The organism is Serratia sp. C2(1) (assembly GCF_036352655.1).
In the GTDB taxonomy this organism is placed as follows: Bacteria; Pseudomonadota; Gammaproteobacteria; order Enterobacterales; family Enterobacteriaceae; genus Serratia; species Serratia inhibens.
Map to the genome: position 1 here is coordinate 791,858 of NZ_JAZFBA010000001.1, position 16,546 is coordinate 808,403.

The following is a 16,546-nucleotide window of genomic DNA, read 5'->3' on the forward strand; positions in this document are numbered from 1 at the left end:
TCCTTAACGTTGCGGGCCGTCACTGGGCAATCAGCGCCAGCCCCTGAGGTTTGAAATCAATGGCCACGCGCGTGGCCGGCGCCAGTTGGCGTTCCATCTGCACATCGACGATAAACAGGGCGCCGAGGTCGGTTTTCACTTCATACTCGATATGGTCACCGAGCCAGGTGCTGTGGGTCACCTCGCCGTTCAATGCACCGCTCTGCTCCGCATGCAAAGTAATGAATTGCGGCCGCACGGACAGTTGCGCGGCGCCGGGGCGCGCTTTGGCACCCGGTACCCGATACTGGCGGCTGCCGAGACTGATCAACGCCTCGCCGCCGTCTACCCGTTCAATGTCGCAGGGCAGGATATTGGCCTCGCCCATGAAATCGGCGATAAACACCGACGCGGGCGAGTGATAAAGCTCTTGCGGCGCCCCCTGCTGGGCAATATGCCCTTCTTTCATGACGATAATCTTATCGGACACCGCCAGTGCCTCTTCCTGATCGTGGGTCACGTACACCGCAGTGAACCCGAGGCGCTGTTGCAAATCGCGGATCTCGGTGCGCACGCGGCGCCGCAGCCGCTCGTCAAGATTGGATAAGGGCTCATCGAGCAGCAGCACCTGCGGTTCCAGCACCAGCGCGCGCGCCACCGCGATGCGTTGCTGCTGGCCACCGGACAGCTCGGCGGGCAGGCGCTTGCCCATGTTTTCCAGCCCGACTAATTTGAGCCCTTCATGCGCCCGATCCTGCGCCTCTTTACGCGGCAGCTTGCTGGCGAGCAGGCCGTACATGACGTTGTCCAGCGCGTTCATATGCGGGAACAGCGCATAGGATTGAAACACCATCGCCACGTCGCGCTCGTTGGCGGGCAGATGGGTCACCTCTTTGCCGCCGATCAGGATACGCCCGGTGGTCGGGTGCTCCAGGCCGGCCAGCAGGCGCAGGGTGGTGGTTTTGCCGCAGCCCGAGGGGCCGAGCAGCGTCACCAGCGTGCCTGGTTCGACGGTAAGCGAGAGGCCGGGCAGGGCGGTGAAGTCGGCAAACTGTTTGGTGACGTTTTCAAACACCACCGACCCGGAACGAATGGCAGTCATACGGCAGTCTCCTGTTGTAAAGCCGGCGGCGAGGCCACCGGCGGTGTGGCGATACGGGATACGCGGCGCAGGCGACGTTCGCCGACCAGCAGTTGGAAAGTGAGGATCACCGCCAGCATCACCACGATAAGCACGGAGGAGTAGGCGATAGCCACGCCGTATTCCCCGTTTTCGACCAGCCCGACGATGTAGGAGGTGGCCATGTTGTACTGGGCGCTGACCAGAAAAATCACCGCGCTGATGGAGGTAATCGCCCGCACGAAGGCATAGACCAGGGCTGCGCTGATGGCGGGTTTCAACAACGGTAAAATCACCTTGCGCAGGGTGCGGAAGCTGCCGGCGCGCAGCGTCAGCGACGCCTCATCCAGGCTGCGGTCCAGTTGACTCATGGCGGCGATGCCGCCGCGCACGCCCACCGGCATGTTGCGGAACACAAAGCAGGCAACCAGGATCAGGGCGGTGCCGGTGATTTCCAGCGGCGGCAGGTTATACGCCATGATGTAACTGACGCCGATCACCGTGCCGGGAATGGCAAAGCTGAGCATCAACATAAACTCGAAGGTCTGGCGGCCGGCAAACTTCTGCCGCACGATCAGCCAGGCGGTGAGCAGGCCGACGATGGCCGTGAGCGGCGCGGCGATCAGCGCGATTTCCAGGGTGGTCCAGAACGAGTTCCAGGCGACGCCGGTCCAGAGGATCTGGCCGCCGCTCCACTGGAAGCCGAATGCGCGGGTGTAATGCGCCAGGGTCAGGCTGTTGTCCAGCCCCCACGACTGAACAAAACCGCCGATTAAAATCATGCCGTAAACCACCAGCGTGAACAGGCCCCAAGGGATCACCAGCCCGTAGACGCCATAGCGCAGCCCGCGCGGCAGGCCGCAGTGCATGCCGGAATCGCCTTTGCCGGTCACGGTGGCGAAGCTTTTGCCTGCCAGCCACAGGCGCTGCAACACAAAGGCGCTGAGGGTAAAGCACAGCAGGATGATCGCCAGCACCGCCGCGCGGCTCGGATCGTTTTGCGCCCCCACCACCGAGAAGAAGATCTCGGTAGAGAGCACGCCGTGGCTGCCGCCGAGCACCATAGGGTTGCCGAAATCCGCCATGCTTTCGATAAAACTGATCAGGAAAGCATTGGCCAGACCGGGTGCCATCAGCGGCAGCGAAACGTAACGGAAGGTGCGCCAGCGGTTGGCGCGCAGCGTTTGCGAGGCTTCTTCCAGCGAAGGGCTGACGCCTTCCACCACGCCAATCAGCACCAAAAAGGCGATGGGGGTAAAAGAAAGTACCTGGGCAATCCAGATCCCGGTCAGGCCATACAGCCAACGCCCCGGCTCGATGCCGAACAGGGTGGAAAGCAGCTCGGTGACGATGCCGGAGCGGCCAAACAGCAGCATCAGCGCCAGGCCAATGACGAACGGCGGCGTGATGATCGGCAGCACGCTGAGCAGGCGCAGCCCTTTCTTGAACGGCAGCGGCGTGCGGGTAGCGGCCAGCGCAAAGGCCAGGCCGAGCAGCGTCGATCCGCCGGCGGTCATCAACGCCAGCCACAGGGTGCGCCAGGCGGTGCCGCAACTGCCGCCGTTCAGGCAACCGAGGCTCCAGATCGCCGGATCTTGCATATTGGCGATCAGGCCGTCCGGTTTAAACGCGCCGTCTGCGTCCTGCACCGAGGCGACGAACATGCTCAGTACCGGATAAAGCACGAAGGTGCTGACCAACGCGACCAGCAGCACAATCGAGGACACCACAAAGGCGTCGCCTTTCAGTACGCCGCGCTCGGCCAGCCCAAAAGAGAACAGCAGCAAAAACGCGGTGAGCAATGCAATGGCGCCGGCGCCAAAGGCGGGTTGGCCATCGCCGAGCGCGCCAAACAGCTGCTCGCTCCATTGCCAGTTCCAGCCGCCGTAACCGATGGCGTGGCCTTCAAACAGCAGGAAGAGGATGCCGGTGGCGGCGGCGGACATCAGTAATTGCGAGCGCAGCCGGCCCACCGGCAACAGGCGGCCCAGCGAACAAACCAGCAGCAACAGCAGGGCAATAGCCAGCCACGGGCGTTGAAAAACCAGGATTTGCCACAGCGCGGGGGCGCTTTCGCGATCCTGCCACAGCGTATTCAGCCAACTGAAGTCGAAGAATCCGGCTTCCTGGCTGTACCAGGGCAGCAGCAGCAATGCGAGCGCGCCCAGCACAAGAGCCACGTCTACGCGGCGGTTTTGAGCATTCATCGTAACCTCGATCGTTCATGATTCCTTCTCTGCATGCCGTGCGGGCGCGGTTTGCCACGCCCGGTTTACCGACAACTGCAGAAAGTGCGAGAGGGAATGGGCGGGAATTACTGCGCGCCGGCGCCGATCTCTTTATCCCAGCGGCTGAGCAGCTCTTTGCGTTTTTCCGTGGCGCCGTAGGTTTTAAAGTCGTAGTCGATCAGTTTGATGTTCTCGAAGCGCGGTGCATATTCCGAGATCGCCGCTTCGCGGTTTGACGGCAGCTGGAAGGATTTGGCGTCTTTCATGTGTGACTGAGCTTCGGCGCCGAGCGCCCAGTCGTACCACAGCTTGGCATTGGCGAGGTTGCGTGCGCCTTTGACAATCGACATGGAGCCGATTTCAAACCCGGTACCCTCGCAGGGGGCGATGGCCTTCACCGGGAAACCATCGACCTGCATCGCCACCGCATCGTGCATAAAGACGATGCCTACCGTCGTTTCGCCGCGGGCCGCCGCTTTAACCGGCGCGGAGCCCGATTTGGTGTACTGCGAAATATTGGCGTTGAGTTTTTTCAGGTAATCGAAGGCCTTGTCTTCCCCCATGATCTGCACCAGCGTGGCGAGGGTGTTGTAAGCGGTACCGGAGGAGTTCGGGTTGGCCATCTGGATCTCGCCTTTGTATGCCGGATCCAGCAGATCGGCCCAGCAGGCGGGGACCTTGAGTTTTTTCTCTGCCAGCAGCTTGGTGTTGTAGCCCCAGCCCAGCGCACCGGCGTAAACGCCCACGGTGCGGTAGTCGGCGCTTTCCGCCTGCTTGCGCGCCCAGTCGTGCTGTTGGTCAAGCAGCGGCGATTTATACGGCTGGGTCAAGCCTTCGTTGGCGGCCTGCATATGGGGATCGCCGGTGCCCGCCCACCAAATGTCGGTGCGCGGGTTACGCGCTTCGGTTCGGATGCGTGCATAGGCTTCCCCGGCGGACAGGCGCACCATGCTGACGTTGACATCCGGGTGCTGTTTCTCGAAGAGCGTGGTCATCTGTTCGCAGACCACGACATCGGCGGAGCAGATCATGTTCAGTTTGCCGGCGGCGTGGGCCGGCAGGGCCGAGAGCGCGGAGCCGGCGGCGAGGACCGCCATCAGGGTGACTCGATGCATGGTATTCTCCTGGTTTGTGTAGGGTGGCGATACGTTGTCGCCATTTTTTTGCACGTGTGTGCAAATAACTAGAGGATAAAAATTGTGCTGTCAATTGCGATATAGAACAATTCAACCTATTCGTCACAAAAATGAAACAAATTTTCTGCAATAAATTTGCACAGCTTTGCAAAGTGCGGCAAACTTTCTCGCAATGCGTAACGGATGGATGTAACCATGGCGGTAGACAAGGCAATGATCAGTGCCAAAGATGTAGCGGAGTTGGCCGGGGTGTCCCGATCGGCGGTGTCGCGCACCTATACGCCCGGGGCCAGCGTCTCGGCGGCGACCCGCGAAAGGGTGATGCGGGCGGCGGAACAGCTGGGCTATCACGTCAATCATTTGGCGCGGGGATTGGTGCGCAATCGCAGCGGCATTGTCTGCCTGATCGTGTCCGAACTGGCGACGCCTTACCGGGCCAGCCTGGTGCGATTGCTGACCCAGCATTTGCAGGAGGCGGGAAAAATCGCCATGTTGATTAACACCGATCGTTCCGACGACAGCGTATCCCAGGCGTTGCAGCAGGCGATCAACTTCCGCGCCGATGCGTCTTTTGTGCTCTCCGGCATGCCGGACAGCGCCATCGCCCGCCTGTGCCACCGGCATGGCCAGCGGTTGGTGCTGATTAACCGTAACGACGTGCTACCGGGTTCGCTCAGCATCAACCTGGATAACGAAGAGGCGGCCGGCATGGTGGTGATGGCGTTTGCCCGCGCCGGTTGCCGGCGGATCGCCTTTGCCAACTCGCTGGCGGGCACGCCAAGCCTGATGGCGCGCGAGCGCGGTTTTCTCCGGGCGGCGGAAGCTGCGGGGCTGGCGGTGAGCGTCGAGCGCTTTGGCACCACGTCGTATGAGAGCGGGCAAATTTTAGCGCACCGGCTGTTAACCCGCCGGGAGCGGCCCGATGCGGTGTTCTGCGTCACCGATCTGCTGGCCTGCGGTTTTATGGATGAAGCGCGCCATCGCTTTGCATTGCGTATTCCGGAAGATCTTTGCGTGGCCGGGTTCGATGATATCCCGCAAGCGGGCTGGTCATCCTACAACCTCACCACCTTTACCCAACCGGTGGAACAGTTCGCCCGGGATGCGGTGGCGTGGCTGGCGGCGGAAGAGGAGAGCGAAGAGAGCATGGCGCCCGCGCTGGGGCAGGAAGTCCCGGGCGAAACGCGGTTGTACCATGCCGACTTTATTTGGCGCGGCACCCTTCGCGGCGGCTGAGAGCGGCGCTATGACGCCCCCGCTCGGCTTGGGTTCCAGACATGTTTTGCGATGCTCGGGCTTTCGGCGTCAGGTCATCGCTGATGGCCGTCACCCCCCGCCAGGCGGAGAGAAAGCCTGTCAGTCCGTCTGGTCCTGTTCGGCAAATTGTCGCAACCCGGCAGGGTCGATGACGGTGATGGCGCGATAGCCGATTTCAACCCAGCCAGCCTCGACAAAGCGTTGAAGCGCGTTGTTGACCTGTTTCCGGGAGGTATTGGTGATGATGCTGAGATTTTCTTGCGATACGGGCATGGGGGCGGTGGTCGACCAGGTCATGCGATGCAGCGCGGAGGCGATCCTGGCGCTGACATTCTTTTTTTGCAGGCTATGCACAATTTTCAGCAGCGAATCGGACGCGATAATCGAAATAACGCCGAACGCGCGAATATAGCTCGGATCCGCGAGCGCCATCTGCTCCATGGTTTTCAGCGGGACGTGCATCAACCAGGTTTCACTTTTCACCACCAACTCTATCCGCCGGGGTTGCCCCGTCATGAAGCAGTCCTCGCCCGTCCACCCACCCGGCACGGCAATGTGGATCAGACGCGGTGTCGAATCGAGCGGAGCGGTGTTCACGATCACCGTTCCCGCGACAAGCCCATAGATACCGCCCGCCGGGTCGCCAGGACGAAAGATGACTTGTCCCGGTTCGAACTTCAGAAGCTGCGCCTTTTGCAGCAAACCTTCCCTGAAATTTTCGGGCATCTGCGCCAGCCAACCGCGTTCACAGATGATGCGTTCAGCGTTTGCACGGGTCATGTATTTCACTTTTTCTCACCCAATAGTGCCGTTTGACACAATTTTATATAAGAAAAATCTGTATTAAAAGTGGCTCGGGAAAAATAGCGATGGATAACAGAGATAAAGCCGTCGCCGGGCATGGCGTTCGCCTGGTTGGGGTTATCCCACGGTAACCCTCAGCAAAGGTCATTCCAAGACCTGCCAGCGGGTAGAAATCGAGCCACGAATAAGAAAAGTTTGAAACTGGGAAACTGCATCAATTTTCATATCATCAGGGGGTTAAATGTCATATCTATCCACGGCCAGTAGCGTTGCACTTGCGTTGGCAACCTTGGGGAGCGCAAGTGCGCAATCATCTTCCGGTGAGGCGGTACCGGTCGGTGTCGATAATTTTGTCCGTGCCGAGTCCGATCTGTACATGGGCAATACGGTGGCGGACGGCGGATTGGGGCGGTTTGTGCATAGCCGCGAACCGATTCCCATAAACGCGCAGAGCGTCATCCGCATGAATCGGGACACGCTGTATTCGAGTGCGGTGTTCGATCTCGATGCCGGTCCGGTTACGATCACCTTGCCGGAGGCCGGTAACCGATTCATGTCGATGCTGGTGGTCAACGAAGACCACTACGTGCCCGCCGTTTTTTACGGTGCCGGTCGCCATAGGTTGACGAAGGAGGAGGTCGGCACGCGTTACGTTTTTGTCGCTATCCGTACACTGGTCGATCCTGCCGATCGCAAAGACGTTGAGCAGGTGCATGCGCTACAGGATGCCATCAAGGTCAGCCAGGATCGGGTAGGGGAATTCGTCGTACCGAAATGGGATCCGGCGAGCCAGAAAAAGATGCGCGATGCCCTGCTGGTTCTCGGTGCGACGCTCCCCGACTACAACCAGGCCTTTGGTACCAAGAGCGCGGTCGATCCCATTCAGCACCTGATTGCGACGGCATCCGGATGGGGAGGGAATCCGAGCAAGGACGCCATTTATCTCGGCGGCGTGATGCCGAAAAATGACGGGAAAACCCTTTATCGGCTCAAGGTCGGGCATGTTCCGGTTAAGAGTTTCTGGTCCGTGAGCGTGTATAACGCCGAGGGTTACTTCGAGAAAAACCCGTATGACGCCTATTCGCTAAATAACCTTACCGCCAAAAAAAGCGATGATGGTTCGATTGTGATCCAATTTGGGGGGTGCGACGGCAAGATTGCGAATTGTCTGCCGACGATGCCCGGTTGGAACTACACGGTCAGGCTTTATCAGCCTGGCGACGAAATCCTGAAGGGGCAATGGCGCTTCCCACAGCCGCAGTGATCCGCCCGGCGCTTTCCCTGACATGTTTTTTTACTTTTTCTCACCCAATTGTGTCGTTTGACACAATTAGAGGTAAGAAAAATCTGTATTAAAAATACCTCAGGGAGAAACAGAGATGGGCAGCAGGGATAAAGCCGTCTCTGGACATGAGGTTCGGTAATGATGGGCGCGGGAAGTGAGGCGTATTTTCACCCGCTTTTCTGTTTCAATCGACCCTTTGGCTTGTCGAAATGCACTTTTCGGCAAGCGGTGCGAGACATAACACATTTTTCCAGCTGTGCGGGGCTTTTAAACAGGCTCTCGCGCACCGGGGTTTTTTGCGCCCTTTTCCGGGCAGGGGGATTATTCGCAGCCATAGGATTGGCTATGCCATGACTGAAAAAATAAAAAAGTAATTAGCCAAAACCTATTTCCGGTCAAGGGAATGGATGACGGGAATATATCCCGGATAGAGGTTAAGCATGCCGATGAATCAGGATAAAAACGACAATTGAGAAAGGAACAAAGAGAGATGACAAGCAAAAAAAACAGGATGTATAAAGCGCTCGGGTTTCCCGCCTTTGCGCTGATGGCCACGCTGCCGTTGTCCGTACAGGCCGCTTCCGATGCGAGCCCGAGTATGACACTGGGCGGTGGGGTGGCGGTGAGCCCGCTGTATGAAGGCTCCTCGCGTTATGCCGCTTTCCCCTCTCTGGCGGCGAAGGCGGTGATGCCGACGCAGAGCTGGGGAACCTTCACGGCGGGCTTTCCTGAGGGGTTGCGCTGGGACCTGCCGGGGTCTTCTTCCCTGGGGCTGGCGCTGCTGGCGGGTTATGACATGGGCCGCAAGGAAAAAATCCGTACCCTGGGGGGCAGCAATAGCCACCTGAAGGGAATGGGCGATCTGGACGGCACCGCGATGATCGGTGCGGAAGCCTATTGGCGCCTGCCGGCCGGCCGGTTGTTCGTCCGCGGCTGGCAGGCGACCCGCAGCCGCGACTACGGCGGCGAGGATCTGGGGCACACGGCATACCTTGAAGCCGGGGCCGATTACTCGCTGCCGCTGTCTTCCTCGCTGACGCTGGATTCCGCGCTGTACGGGACCTGGAGCGACAGAGACGACATGATGGCGCGTTTTGGGGTGACGAGAGAGCAGGCAGAGCGCAGTGGCTTCAGCGAATATCATGCCGGCGGCGGCATGCGGAATGTGACGTTAAAAACCGGTCTGACCGTCCAGTTACAGCCCCATATCGCCCTGCAGGGTGGGATGAAGCTGTACGCCTTGACGGCGGATGCACGTCGCAGCCCGCTGACGGATGAGACGGTAGGGGCGGGCTTCTACCTGAATGCGCTGTACCAATTCTGAGTGCCTCGATAGCGCTTTGCCCTCTGCGGCAGCAACCGACTCTGGAGACCATCATTAAATGAAAAAATCATGCCACCCTCTGTACCTGATAACGCCGTTGGCCGGGCTGTTGGCTTCCTGCCTGGCGGTGGCGAGCGATACCGGGCCGACGGTAACGGACCCGCATTTCAAGCTGGCGCCGGGTTACCTTGAACCGGCCAGCCTGCCGGTGCGCTTGGCCCTGCTCGGAGCACCGCCAAAATCGGACTCTGCGGCATTCGCACGCGATGAAGAGGCGCGGCGGACGGCATTGGCATTACGTGGGTCTGCCCGTGAAAAACTGGCGGCAACGGATGCCGAGTTGACCTTCCCGGCACCGGCAACATCGTTCTCGTGCGCGTTGGGCACCGATATTAACGAGAAAACGACGCCGCACCTTTACGCTCTGATGCAACACGTTTTGACGGATGCGGGTGGCTCAACCTATGCGGGAAAGAACGCGTATAACCGGACTCGCCCGTTTGTGCAGCATGACGAGGGAACCTGTCGCAAAGACATGGAGCCGGTGCTGCGTACCGACGGCTCCTGGCCGTCCGGCCACTCGGCGGCAGGCTGGGCCTGGGGATTGGTGCTGGCCGAGGTGCAGCCTGCGCGGGCGACCGAGTTGCTGGCGCGCGGTCTGGCGTTTGGTCAGAGCCGTGTGGTCTGCAATGCGCATTGGCAGAGCGATGTGGATGCAGGGCGCATCATGGGGGCTGCCACGGTCGCCGTGCTGCATGATAACCCGGCTTTCCTGGCAGATTTGGCCGCCGCCAAGCGTGAAGTGCAGGACGCCAGCAAAGCGAACCCGAAACCCACCGAGGAGTGCGCGGCTGAACGTGTCGCACTCTCCTTGAGTATGCACTGAGAAGAGCATGGCATGATGAACAGTGACAAGGTGCAAAACAGACTCGCCTGGCGGGCTCTGCCTGCGGCGCTTTTGGCGTCTGGCGTTTTGGGTCTCCCGGCTGTGGCGGCCCAAGCGGCGCCACCGGCCTATCAGCCGGCGGAGGAGTGGCAGTTCACCCTCTCTCCTTATCTGTGGGCGGCAGGTATTCGCGGAGATGTCGGCCATCGGTCAACGGGCACGCAATTTATGAAAACGGATTTCTCTGCCCTTGCCCGTGACCTCGATATCGCGGTGATGGGGATGGGGGAAGCCCGCAAAGGGCCTTATAGCCTGCTGGTGGACCTGATGTTCATCGACACCACGGCGCGTAACGGCCTGCCGGATGGGGCGCCGGCGTCACGGTTGAAAGTGGATAGCCGGACGGTGTCCGGCTTCCTCGGCGGCGGATATACCTTGCTGGAGGAGGGCGACGCTCGCCTTGATGCCACCGGCGGAGTTCGGGTGTGGTACAGCAGCACCAGCTTGCATTTTCAGGGCGGGGTGATCGATGGGGCGTCGGGCAGTGACCGGGCTACCTGGGTGGATGGCGTTGCGGGCCTGCGCGGCCACTATGCGCTGACGCCAAGCGTCAGGCTTTCGGCCTGGGGATTGGCCGGTGGCGGGCAGTCCCGATTGGACTGGGATGCGGCGGCGCTGGTGAGTTGGGAGTTTACACCCGGTTTCTCAGCCGTGGCGGGATACCGGGCCATGGGGGTCGATTATCGTCATAACGGTTTTGTGTATGACGTGGTACAGCAGGGACCGATAGTGGGGATGAACGGCAGGTTCTGAGGCCGCCAATACCACCAACAGTTTCGGGCGACCGAATTACAGGTATAATCCCGTAAATTATTCAACGGGTTTAGAAACGAAGATGACAAAACTTACCTTACAAGAGCAGATGCTAAAAGCGGGATTGGTGACCAGCAAAAAAGTGGCCAAAGTCCAAAAAACGGCTAAGAAATCACGCGTGCAGGCGCGTGAGGCCAGAGAGGCCGTGGAAGAAAATAAAAAAGCGCAGCTTGAGCGTGACAAACAACTAAGCGAACAGCAAAAACAAGCGGCTTTATCTAAAGAGTATAAAGCGCAGGTGAAGCAGCTTATTGAAATGAACAGAATCGACATTTCAAAAGGCGATATTGGTTTTAACTTCACCGATAATAATTTAATTAAAAAAATCATGGTGGATAAGCTTACTCAAGCTCAGCTGATTAGTGGCCGTCTCGCCATCGCTCGTTTGGTTGTTGATAACGGTAGCCGGAGTGAATACGCGATTATCCCCGCGAGCGTCGCCGATAAAATTGCGCAGCGAGATGCGAACAGTATCGTATTAAACAGTGCGCTGAGTCAGGAAGAGCAGGATGAAGAAGATCCGTATGCCGATTTTAAAGTGCCCGATGATTTGATGTGGTAATTAACACGTTGCCGCTGTCGGGGTTTACGAATAACGTCATCTGATTAAGTGTTTGCGGATACGCTTTGGCGCCACGCCGGGGCGTTTTCGCGGCGGTATCGTGATAAAACTTTCGCGTTCAGAACGGGCTGGCATTATGGGCTTTGATCCGCTCTTCGCCAATGGGATGAACGAAGTGCAGCTCGCTGGCGTGCAACATCAGCCGCGGAGTCCGTTCGGTGCCTGGCAACAGGCGGCCGCCATACAGATCGCAGCCCAAAATAGGGTGGCCCAACAGCTGGCAGTGGATGCGAAGTTGATGAGTGCGCCCGGTTTCCGGGATTAACCGAACCCGCGTCAATGGCAGTAACCTCCCGTCTTCCAGCTCGTGATAAAAGCGTTCAACGACCCGATAGCGGGAACGCGCGGGTTTGCCGTGGGTTGCGCAAATCGACATCAGCGGGAACAGTGCCGGGTCTTTGGCAATCGCCGCGTCTATCACCCCTTCGTCGTTGTCCAGATGCCCGCAGAGCAGTGCGCTATACACTTTGGTCACAGTGCGTTGGCTGAACTGTCGGCAGAGGGCGGCATTTATCGTCTTATCGCGGGCGATCACCATCAGCCCGGAAGTACCGAAATCCAGGCGGTGGACCAGGGTGCAGCCGGGGTATATTTGTACCAGCCGATGATGCACCGAATCCAGATTTTGCGGATTTTTGCCCGAGAGGCTGAGCAGCCCGGCGGGTTTGTTGATCAGTACCAGGTGATCGTCCTGATAGAGATTTTCGATCTTGTCATGGCACGGCGGGGCAATAAAGGTATCGATAATCTTGGACATCAGGCAACCCGGATGAAGAGTGGGAGCGGATGATAACCAATTTTAAACCGGCTGGCGAATCCGGCTATTCGCCTGCCGGTTTAGCGCGAGCCGGTCAGTGAGCCCCTGTTTTTCGCTCGGAAAAATAGTGCGCTGGCGTGCTGCCCATCGCCTTCCTGAACATTGTTATGAAGGCATTAACGGACTCATACCCCAGTTTTGGCGGGGATCGAATTAGTGGCAGGGCTGTCTGCAAGCGTATCTATCACGCCTTGAGAGCGAATAGCTTTCCTATGGCGATTGCCGCCATATTCCGGCTTACGTCACTTATCGCGTCGTCGCCGTATCTTTTGCCGAGGGGGCGACATATCCTGTTATGAGCATTAGCTCATTAACAGGAACGGAATGATGCGCGATCTCCCCCCAACAGCCACGCTGCGCACTTTTGAAGTCGCCACCCGCCACACTACCTTTACTTCAGCCGCGGCGGAGCTTTTTATTACGCAAAGCGCGGTCAGCCATCAGTTGAAAAATCTGGAGGAAATCTGGGGCCTGCCGCTTTTTGAGCGCGGTAAAACCCTCAGCCTGACGCCTGCAGGCGCTGCGCTCGCCCCCCTTGTGCGCGAATTCTTTAGCAAGCTGGAAACAACGCTTGCCGATCTTCGCGAGCAAAATGGCCGGGTACGATTGCGCGTTAACACCACCTATTCTTTTGCGCTGAAGTGGCTGCTGCCACGCCTGCCAGATTTGGCGCGTTTGCATCCGGAGATTCTGGTGAGCCTGGAAAGCACGGATAAAGCCATTAACTTTGCCGGCACAGATGCCGATGTGGCGATCCGTTTTGGTCACGGTAATTATCCCGCGCTGCACACGGAGTTCATGTTCCGCGAGCAGCTATTTCCGGTTGCCAGCCCGGCACTATTACGGCGCTTTGGTACACCGGCTGAGCCTGCCGAACTGTTGCGCTATCCGCTTTTGACGCGTGACGGCGCCGATCTGGTGCCCAAATGGGACGTCTGGTTTAAGCTGAACGGCATAAAGACGGATGTGTTGCACGAAAGCGTACGCTTCGCCGACACCAATATGACGATAGAGGCCGCGTTATTGGGGCAGGGCATTGCATTGGCGCGCAGCGGACACGTTGAAAAAGAGATCGGCGATGGCAGCCTGGTGCGGCTCTTTGACGTTCCTTTTCCTTCTCCGGCCGCCTATTACCTGGTCTGCCCGAGAGGCATCGAAACGCAGCCACACATCATAAAATTCCGTAGCTGGCTCCTGGCGGAATCACAACAGGCGCAGCTCAGTTATCGTTAAGCATGAGTATTTGCTCATGCCTCGATGACGACACTTCACTTTTAATCCGGGCGTGCGCTGTTTAGTATCCGCACATGCCTGGACACCTTATTTTGCTTACGTTATTCGCCGCCCTGCTGCATGCCGGCTGGAATACCTTATTACGCAGCGGTACTGACCGGTTGTGGTCGATGACCATTATGTGTCTGACGATTGCTCTTGTCTGCGCCGTAATCGTGCCGTTTCTGCCACTGCCTGCCGGCGCCAGTTGGCAGTATGCGCTGCTTTCAGCTGTGCTGCACGTTGGCTATAACCTGTGTCTGGTACGCAGTTATCAATGCGGTGATCTCGGGCAAACCTATCCGATTGCGCGCGGTTCTTCGCCGCTGATGGTGACCTGTGCGGCGGCAGTATTCGCCGGGGAAAACATTGCATTTAACGCGCTTGGCGGCATCACGCTGGTTTCCGCGGGTATTTTGATGCTTGCCGTGAAAGGGGGAAAACTGGCGTTGCCGGGTCTGCCATATACCCTGGCAACGGGCGCTTTTATCGCCGCGTATAGCGTGGTGGATGGTATGGGCGTGCGCGTGTCCGGCAACGCGCTCTCCTATACCCTGTGGATGAGCGCATTATGGGGTGTGCTGATGCCGGCACTCTATATCGTGCTGCGGGACAGTAAAAGTCTACTGCGCCGGCGACCCGGTGTACTCCAGGCGGCGGCGGGTGGTCTGGTTTCGCTACTCGCTTACGGCATCATCATTTATGCCATGATGGGCGCACCCATGGGAGTAGTCTCAGCGTTGCGCGAAACCAGCGTGCTGTTTGCCGCGGTACTGGGTTATCTGTTTCTCGGCGAAACGTTAACGCTGAGAAAAGTGCTGGCGTGCACGGTCATCGCCGCCGGTACGCTGATGATGGGTTAATCGAATCAGGAGAACACAAGATGTCTGACCATCCCACACTTGCTCTTATTGGCCCGGGTGCTATCGGGACCACCATCGCCGCTGTATTGCATGAAGTTGACCGAACGCCAGTCCTTTGCGGCCGTACCGCGCATCCGCAGTTGATTTTACGTCACGATGAGGGGGAAGTCGTGGTGCCAGGCCCGGTATTGACCGATCCGGCGGCGATCAGTCATCCGTTCGATCTGGTTTTTGTCGCGGTGAAAACCACCCAGGTCGCTGACAGCGCCAACTGGCTGGCCGCCTTGTGCGATGAAAATACCGTGGTATGTGCGCTGCAAAATGGCGTCGAACAGGAAAGCCTGCTGGAACCCTACGTCAACGGCGCAAAGGTGCTGCCTTCGGTAGTGTGGTTCCCGGCACAGCGCGAGCCGGATGCCTCCGTCTGGTTGCGTGCCAAACCGCGCCTTACGCTGCCGGATGTACCCGAAGCGAAAAGGATAGCCGATGTGCTCAAAGGCACAGGCTGCGCGGTTGAACTGTCAACCGACTTTACCTCCATCGCATGGCGCAAACTGTTGCAGAACGCGGTCGCTGGTTTGATGGTGCTGGCGAATCGCCGTGCCGGGATGTTCGCGCGGGGGGATATCACTGCACTGGCTCTGGCTTATTTGCGCGAGTGTCTGACCGTAGCGCGTGCAAAGGGGGCGTTACTGAGCGATAAGGTTCCGCAGGAGATCCTTGACGGTTTTCATCGGGCCCCTGCGGATTTAGGCACCTCCATTCTCGCCGACCGCCAGGCCAATCGCCCACTGGAGTGGGATATCCGCAACGGTGTGGTGCAGCGTTATGGGCACTCACTGGGTATTCCTACGCCCATCAGCGAGGTGCTGGTACCGCTGCTGGCGGCAGGAAGTGAGGGGCCGGGGTGAGGCCGTTAACGGCAGGGTATTTGTAAGGCAACGACAGCCGGACTCGCCACAGGTGTGTTCGATAAATCCAGGTCATTAAAGCGACTGAAGCAGTGCCCGTAGGCAAGATGCACCGACATGTCCGTTCTTAAAAACCGCAAAAGCAAAAAGCCCGCTTAAGTTTCCTTAAGCGGGCTTCTCTAATATGGCTCCTCTGACTGGACTCGAACCAGTGACATACGGATTAACAGTCCGCCGTTCTACCGACTGAACTACAGAGGAATCGTGCGAACGGGGCGCATCATATCCAGCCACCCAGAGTGTGTCAACGCTAAATTCGCCGATTCGGCGCGACTGCTCAGTATGCGAGCAATGCGCGGTCGGTTATGGCGTTTCTGCGCCGTTTTCTGCTTGCCAACGCTGCAAGCGCGCCAAGGTATCTTGTTTATAGAAACGGCAAAAATGCTGATATAACACCGGAAAACGGTGGGCCAGCAGTTCGGGCGCGCTGAAAAAATACTCCGACAGCACGGCAAAACACTCGGCCGGATCGGTGGCGGCGTAGGCGTCCATACTGGCGGCCTCTTCGCCGACCATGTCGATCTCGTCTTGCAGGTTTTCCATTGCGGCGTGCAGATCATGCTCCCAGGCGGCAATATCGCGCAGCGGGAGCGGCGGTATTCCGGTGGCGCTGCCGCCGTTGCGCATATCCAGTTTGTGCACCGCTTCGTGGATCACCAGGTTAAAGCCGGAGAGATCGAAAGAGTCCTGCACGTCCTGCCAGTTGAGCACAATCGGCCCCTGTTCCCAGCTCTGCCCGGACTGCACCACCGGCCCTGAGTGGACCAGGCCGAAGTCGTCCTGCCATTCATCCTCCACCACGAACGGAGAAGGGTAGAGCAGGATCTCATTGAAGCCGTCCAGACATTCCGCCCCCAGTTCAAGCACCGGCAGAGCGAACAGCAGGGCGATACGCGCCTGCATTTGCGACGTGAGCTCAAGCCCCTGCAGCGGGACGATGCGCTTTTGCTGCAAAATCTGCCCGGCAACGACGATCAGGCGCTGTTGTTCCTGCTCATCCAGCGGAGAGAGCAGGGGGATTGCCAGCGCGTCCTGCCACTGGGCAAGCGTTTCCGCTTGCGGTTGTTGCGTTTTCCACGGCCATTTAATCATCGCGTTGCTCGTAAAGT

Annotated in this window: 15 protein-coding genes, 1 tRNA gene and 1 pseudogene; 9 read left to right on the plus strand and 8 right to left on the minus strand. The window is 58.6% G+C overall.

Annotation, left to right across the window (positions count from 1 at the left end):
* Positions 1-19 precede the first annotated feature (19 nt).
* The 3 genes from V2S86_RS03650 to V2S86_RS03660 form a co-directional block, all read right to left on the minus strand.
* Positions 20-1,081, minus strand: a complete 1,062-nt coding sequence (locus V2S86_RS03650; RefSeq protein ID WP_330761271.1) for an ABC transporter ATP-binding protein — start codon at positions 1,079-1,081, stop codon at positions 20-22.
* Positions 1,078-3,306: an ABC transporter permease gene (locus tag V2S86_RS03655; RefSeq protein WP_330761272.1), complete on the minus strand. Its 2,229-nt coding sequence runs from the start codon at positions 3,304-3,306 to the stop codon at positions 1,078-1,080. Before V2S86_RS03655 ends, V2S86_RS03650 begins: the two co-directional genes overlap by 4 nt.
* A 107-nt stretch (positions 3,307-3,413) precedes the next feature.
* Positions 3,414-4,442, minus strand: coding sequence for an ABC transporter substrate-binding protein (locus V2S86_RS03660; protein WP_330761273.1), 1,029 nt, complete (start codon positions 4,440-4,442; stop codon positions 3,414-3,416).
* Positions 4,443-4,646: 204 nt separating this feature from the next.
* Here V2S86_RS03660 and V2S86_RS03665 point away from each other — a divergent pair, with 204 nt between their 5' ends.
* Positions 4,647-5,699, plus strand: coding sequence for a LacI family DNA-binding transcriptional regulator (locus tag V2S86_RS03665; RefSeq protein WP_442996142.1), 1,053 nt, complete (start codon positions 4,647-4,649; stop codon positions 5,697-5,699).
* Positions 5,700-5,819: 120 nt separating this feature from the next.
* Here V2S86_RS03665 and V2S86_RS03670 read toward each other — a convergent pair whose 3' ends face one another.
* Positions 5,820-6,500, minus strand: coding sequence for a Crp/Fnr family transcriptional regulator (locus tag V2S86_RS03670; protein WP_330761274.1), 681 nt, complete (start codon positions 6,498-6,500; stop codon positions 5,820-5,822).
* A 265-nt stretch (positions 6,501-6,765) separates the two neighbouring features.
* On the opposite strand from V2S86_RS03670, the gene V2S86_RS03675 reads away from it, so the two are divergent.
* From V2S86_RS03675 to V2S86_RS03695, 5 genes are all read left to right on the plus strand, one after another.
* Positions 6,766-7,788, plus strand: coding sequence for a DUF1254 domain-containing protein (locus V2S86_RS03675; RefSeq protein ID WP_330761275.1), 1,023 nt, complete (start codon positions 6,766-6,768; stop codon positions 7,786-7,788).
* 511 nt (positions 7,789-8,299) lie between these two features.
* Positions 8,300-9,133 (plus strand): MipA/OmpV family protein, encoded by an 834-nt coding sequence (locus V2S86_RS03680; RefSeq protein ID WP_330761276.1) that lies wholly within the window; start codon positions 8,300-8,302, stop codon positions 9,131-9,133.
* A gap of 58 nt (positions 9,134-9,191) precedes the next feature.
* Complete coding sequence (locus V2S86_RS03685; RefSeq protein WP_330761277.1) at positions 9,192-10,019, plus strand: acid phosphatase; 828 nt, start codon at positions 9,192-9,194, stop codon at positions 10,017-10,019.
* Between the two features lie 12 nt (positions 10,020-10,031).
* Complete coding sequence (locus V2S86_RS03690; RefSeq protein ID WP_330761278.1) at positions 10,032-10,832, plus strand: hypothetical protein; 801 nt, start codon at positions 10,032-10,034, stop codon at positions 10,830-10,832.
* Between the two features lie 82 nt (positions 10,833-10,914).
* On the plus strand, positions 10,915-11,454 hold the full coding sequence (locus V2S86_RS03695; protein ID WP_119804501.1) for a DUF2058 domain-containing protein: 540 nt from the start codon (positions 10,915-10,917) through the stop codon (positions 11,452-11,454).
* A gap of 118 nt (positions 11,455-11,572) precedes the next feature.
* Here the strand turns inward: V2S86_RS03695 and V2S86_RS03700 are convergent, their stop codons facing one another.
* Positions 11,573-12,271, minus strand: a complete 699-nt coding sequence (locus V2S86_RS03700) for an RluA family pseudouridine synthase (RefSeq protein WP_330761279.1) — start codon at positions 12,269-12,271, stop codon at positions 11,573-11,575.
* Between the two features lie 94 nt (positions 12,272-12,365).
* Positions 12,366-12,470, minus strand: a pseudogene (locus V2S86_RS03705) (AraC family transcriptional regulator); the annotation flags it as partial.
* 188 nt (positions 12,471-12,658) lie between these two features.
* Between V2S86_RS03705 and gcvA the strand changes: the two are divergent.
* The 3 genes from gcvA to V2S86_RS03720 all read left to right on the plus strand — a co-directional run bounded on the left by gcvA (position 12,659) and on the right by V2S86_RS03720 (position 15,377).
* Positions 12,659-13,564, plus strand: a complete 906-nt coding sequence (gcvA, locus tag V2S86_RS03710) for a transcriptional regulator GcvA (RefSeq protein WP_330763151.1) — start codon at positions 12,659-12,661, stop codon at positions 13,562-13,564.
* A gap of 74 nt (positions 13,565-13,638) precedes the next feature.
* The gene (locus tag V2S86_RS03715; RefSeq protein ID WP_330761280.1) at positions 13,639-14,466 is read left to right on the plus strand and encodes a DMT family transporter; all 828 of its coding nucleotides are present in this window, start codon (positions 13,639-13,641) and stop codon (positions 14,464-14,466) included.
* Positions 14,467-14,486: 20 nt separating this feature from the next.
* Complete coding sequence (locus tag V2S86_RS03720) at positions 14,487-15,377, plus strand: oxidoreductase (protein WP_330761281.1); 891 nt, start codon at positions 14,487-14,489, stop codon at positions 15,375-15,377.
* A 185-nt stretch (positions 15,378-15,562) separates the two neighbouring features.
* On the opposite strand, the gene V2S86_RS03725 is transcribed toward V2S86_RS03720, so the two are convergent.
* A tRNA-Asn gene (locus V2S86_RS03725) sits at positions 15,563-15,638 on the minus strand.
* Between the two features lie 102 nt (positions 15,639-15,740).
* Positions 15,741-16,529, minus strand: coding sequence for a DgsA anti-repressor MtfA (gene mtfA, locus V2S86_RS03730; protein WP_330761282.1), 789 nt, complete (start codon positions 16,527-16,529; stop codon positions 15,741-15,743).
* Between the last annotated feature and the right edge of the window lie 17 nt (positions 16,530-16,546).

What these genes read in the sequence shown, in the direction of transcription:
- V2S86_RS03650 (WP_330761271.1), bottom strand. Translation starts at nt 1,081, where the DNA reads ATGACTGCCATTCGTTCCGGGTCGGTGGTGTTTGAAAACGTCACCAAA.
- V2S86_RS03655 (WP_330761272.1), bottom strand. Translation starts at nt 3,306, where the DNA reads ATGAATGCTCAAAACCGCCGCGTAGACGTGGCTCTTGTGCTGGGCGCG.
- V2S86_RS03660 (WP_330761273.1), bottom strand. Translation starts at nt 4,442, where the DNA reads ATGCATCGAGTCACCCTGATGGCGGTCCTCGCCGCCGGCTCCGCGCTC.
- V2S86_RS03665 (WP_442996142.1), top strand. Translation starts at nt 4,647, where the DNA reads ATGGATGTAACCATGGCGGTAGACAAGGCAATGATCAGTGCCAAAGAT.
- V2S86_RS03670 (WP_330761274.1), bottom strand. Translation starts at nt 6,500, where the DNA reads ATGACCCGTGCAAACGCTGAACGCATCATCTGTGAACGCGGTTGGCTG.
- V2S86_RS03675 (WP_330761275.1), top strand. Translation starts at nt 6,766, where the DNA reads ATGTCATATCTATCCACGGCCAGTAGCGTTGCACTTGCGTTGGCAACC.
- V2S86_RS03680 (WP_330761276.1), top strand. Translation starts at nt 8,300, where the DNA reads ATGACAAGCAAAAAAAACAGGATGTATAAAGCGCTCGGGTTTCCCGCC.
- V2S86_RS03685 (WP_330761277.1), top strand. Translation starts at nt 9,192, where the DNA reads ATGAAAAAATCATGCCACCCTCTGTACCTGATAACGCCGTTGGCCGGG.
- V2S86_RS03690 (WP_330761278.1), top strand. Translation starts at nt 10,032, where the DNA reads ATGATGAACAGTGACAAGGTGCAAAACAGACTCGCCTGGCGGGCTCTG.
- V2S86_RS03695 (WP_119804501.1), top strand. Translation starts at nt 10,915, where the DNA reads ATGACAAAACTTACCTTACAAGAGCAGATGCTAAAAGCGGGATTGGTG.
- V2S86_RS03700 (WP_330761279.1), bottom strand. Translation starts at nt 12,271, where the DNA reads ATGTCCAAGATTATCGATACCTTTATTGCCCCGCCGTGCCATGACAAG.
- gcvA (WP_330763151.1), top strand. Translation starts at nt 12,659, where the DNA reads ATGCGCGATCTCCCCCCAACAGCCACGCTGCGCACTTTTGAAGTCGCC.
- V2S86_RS03715 (WP_330761280.1), top strand. Translation starts at nt 13,639, where the DNA reads ATGCCTGGACACCTTATTTTGCTTACGTTATTCGCCGCCCTGCTGCAT.
- V2S86_RS03720 (WP_330761281.1), top strand. Translation starts at nt 14,487, where the DNA reads ATGTCTGACCATCCCACACTTGCTCTTATTGGCCCGGGTGCTATCGGG.
- mtfA (WP_330761282.1), bottom strand. Translation starts at nt 16,529, where the DNA reads ATGATTAAATGGCCGTGGAAAACGCAACAACCGCAAGCGGAAACGCTT.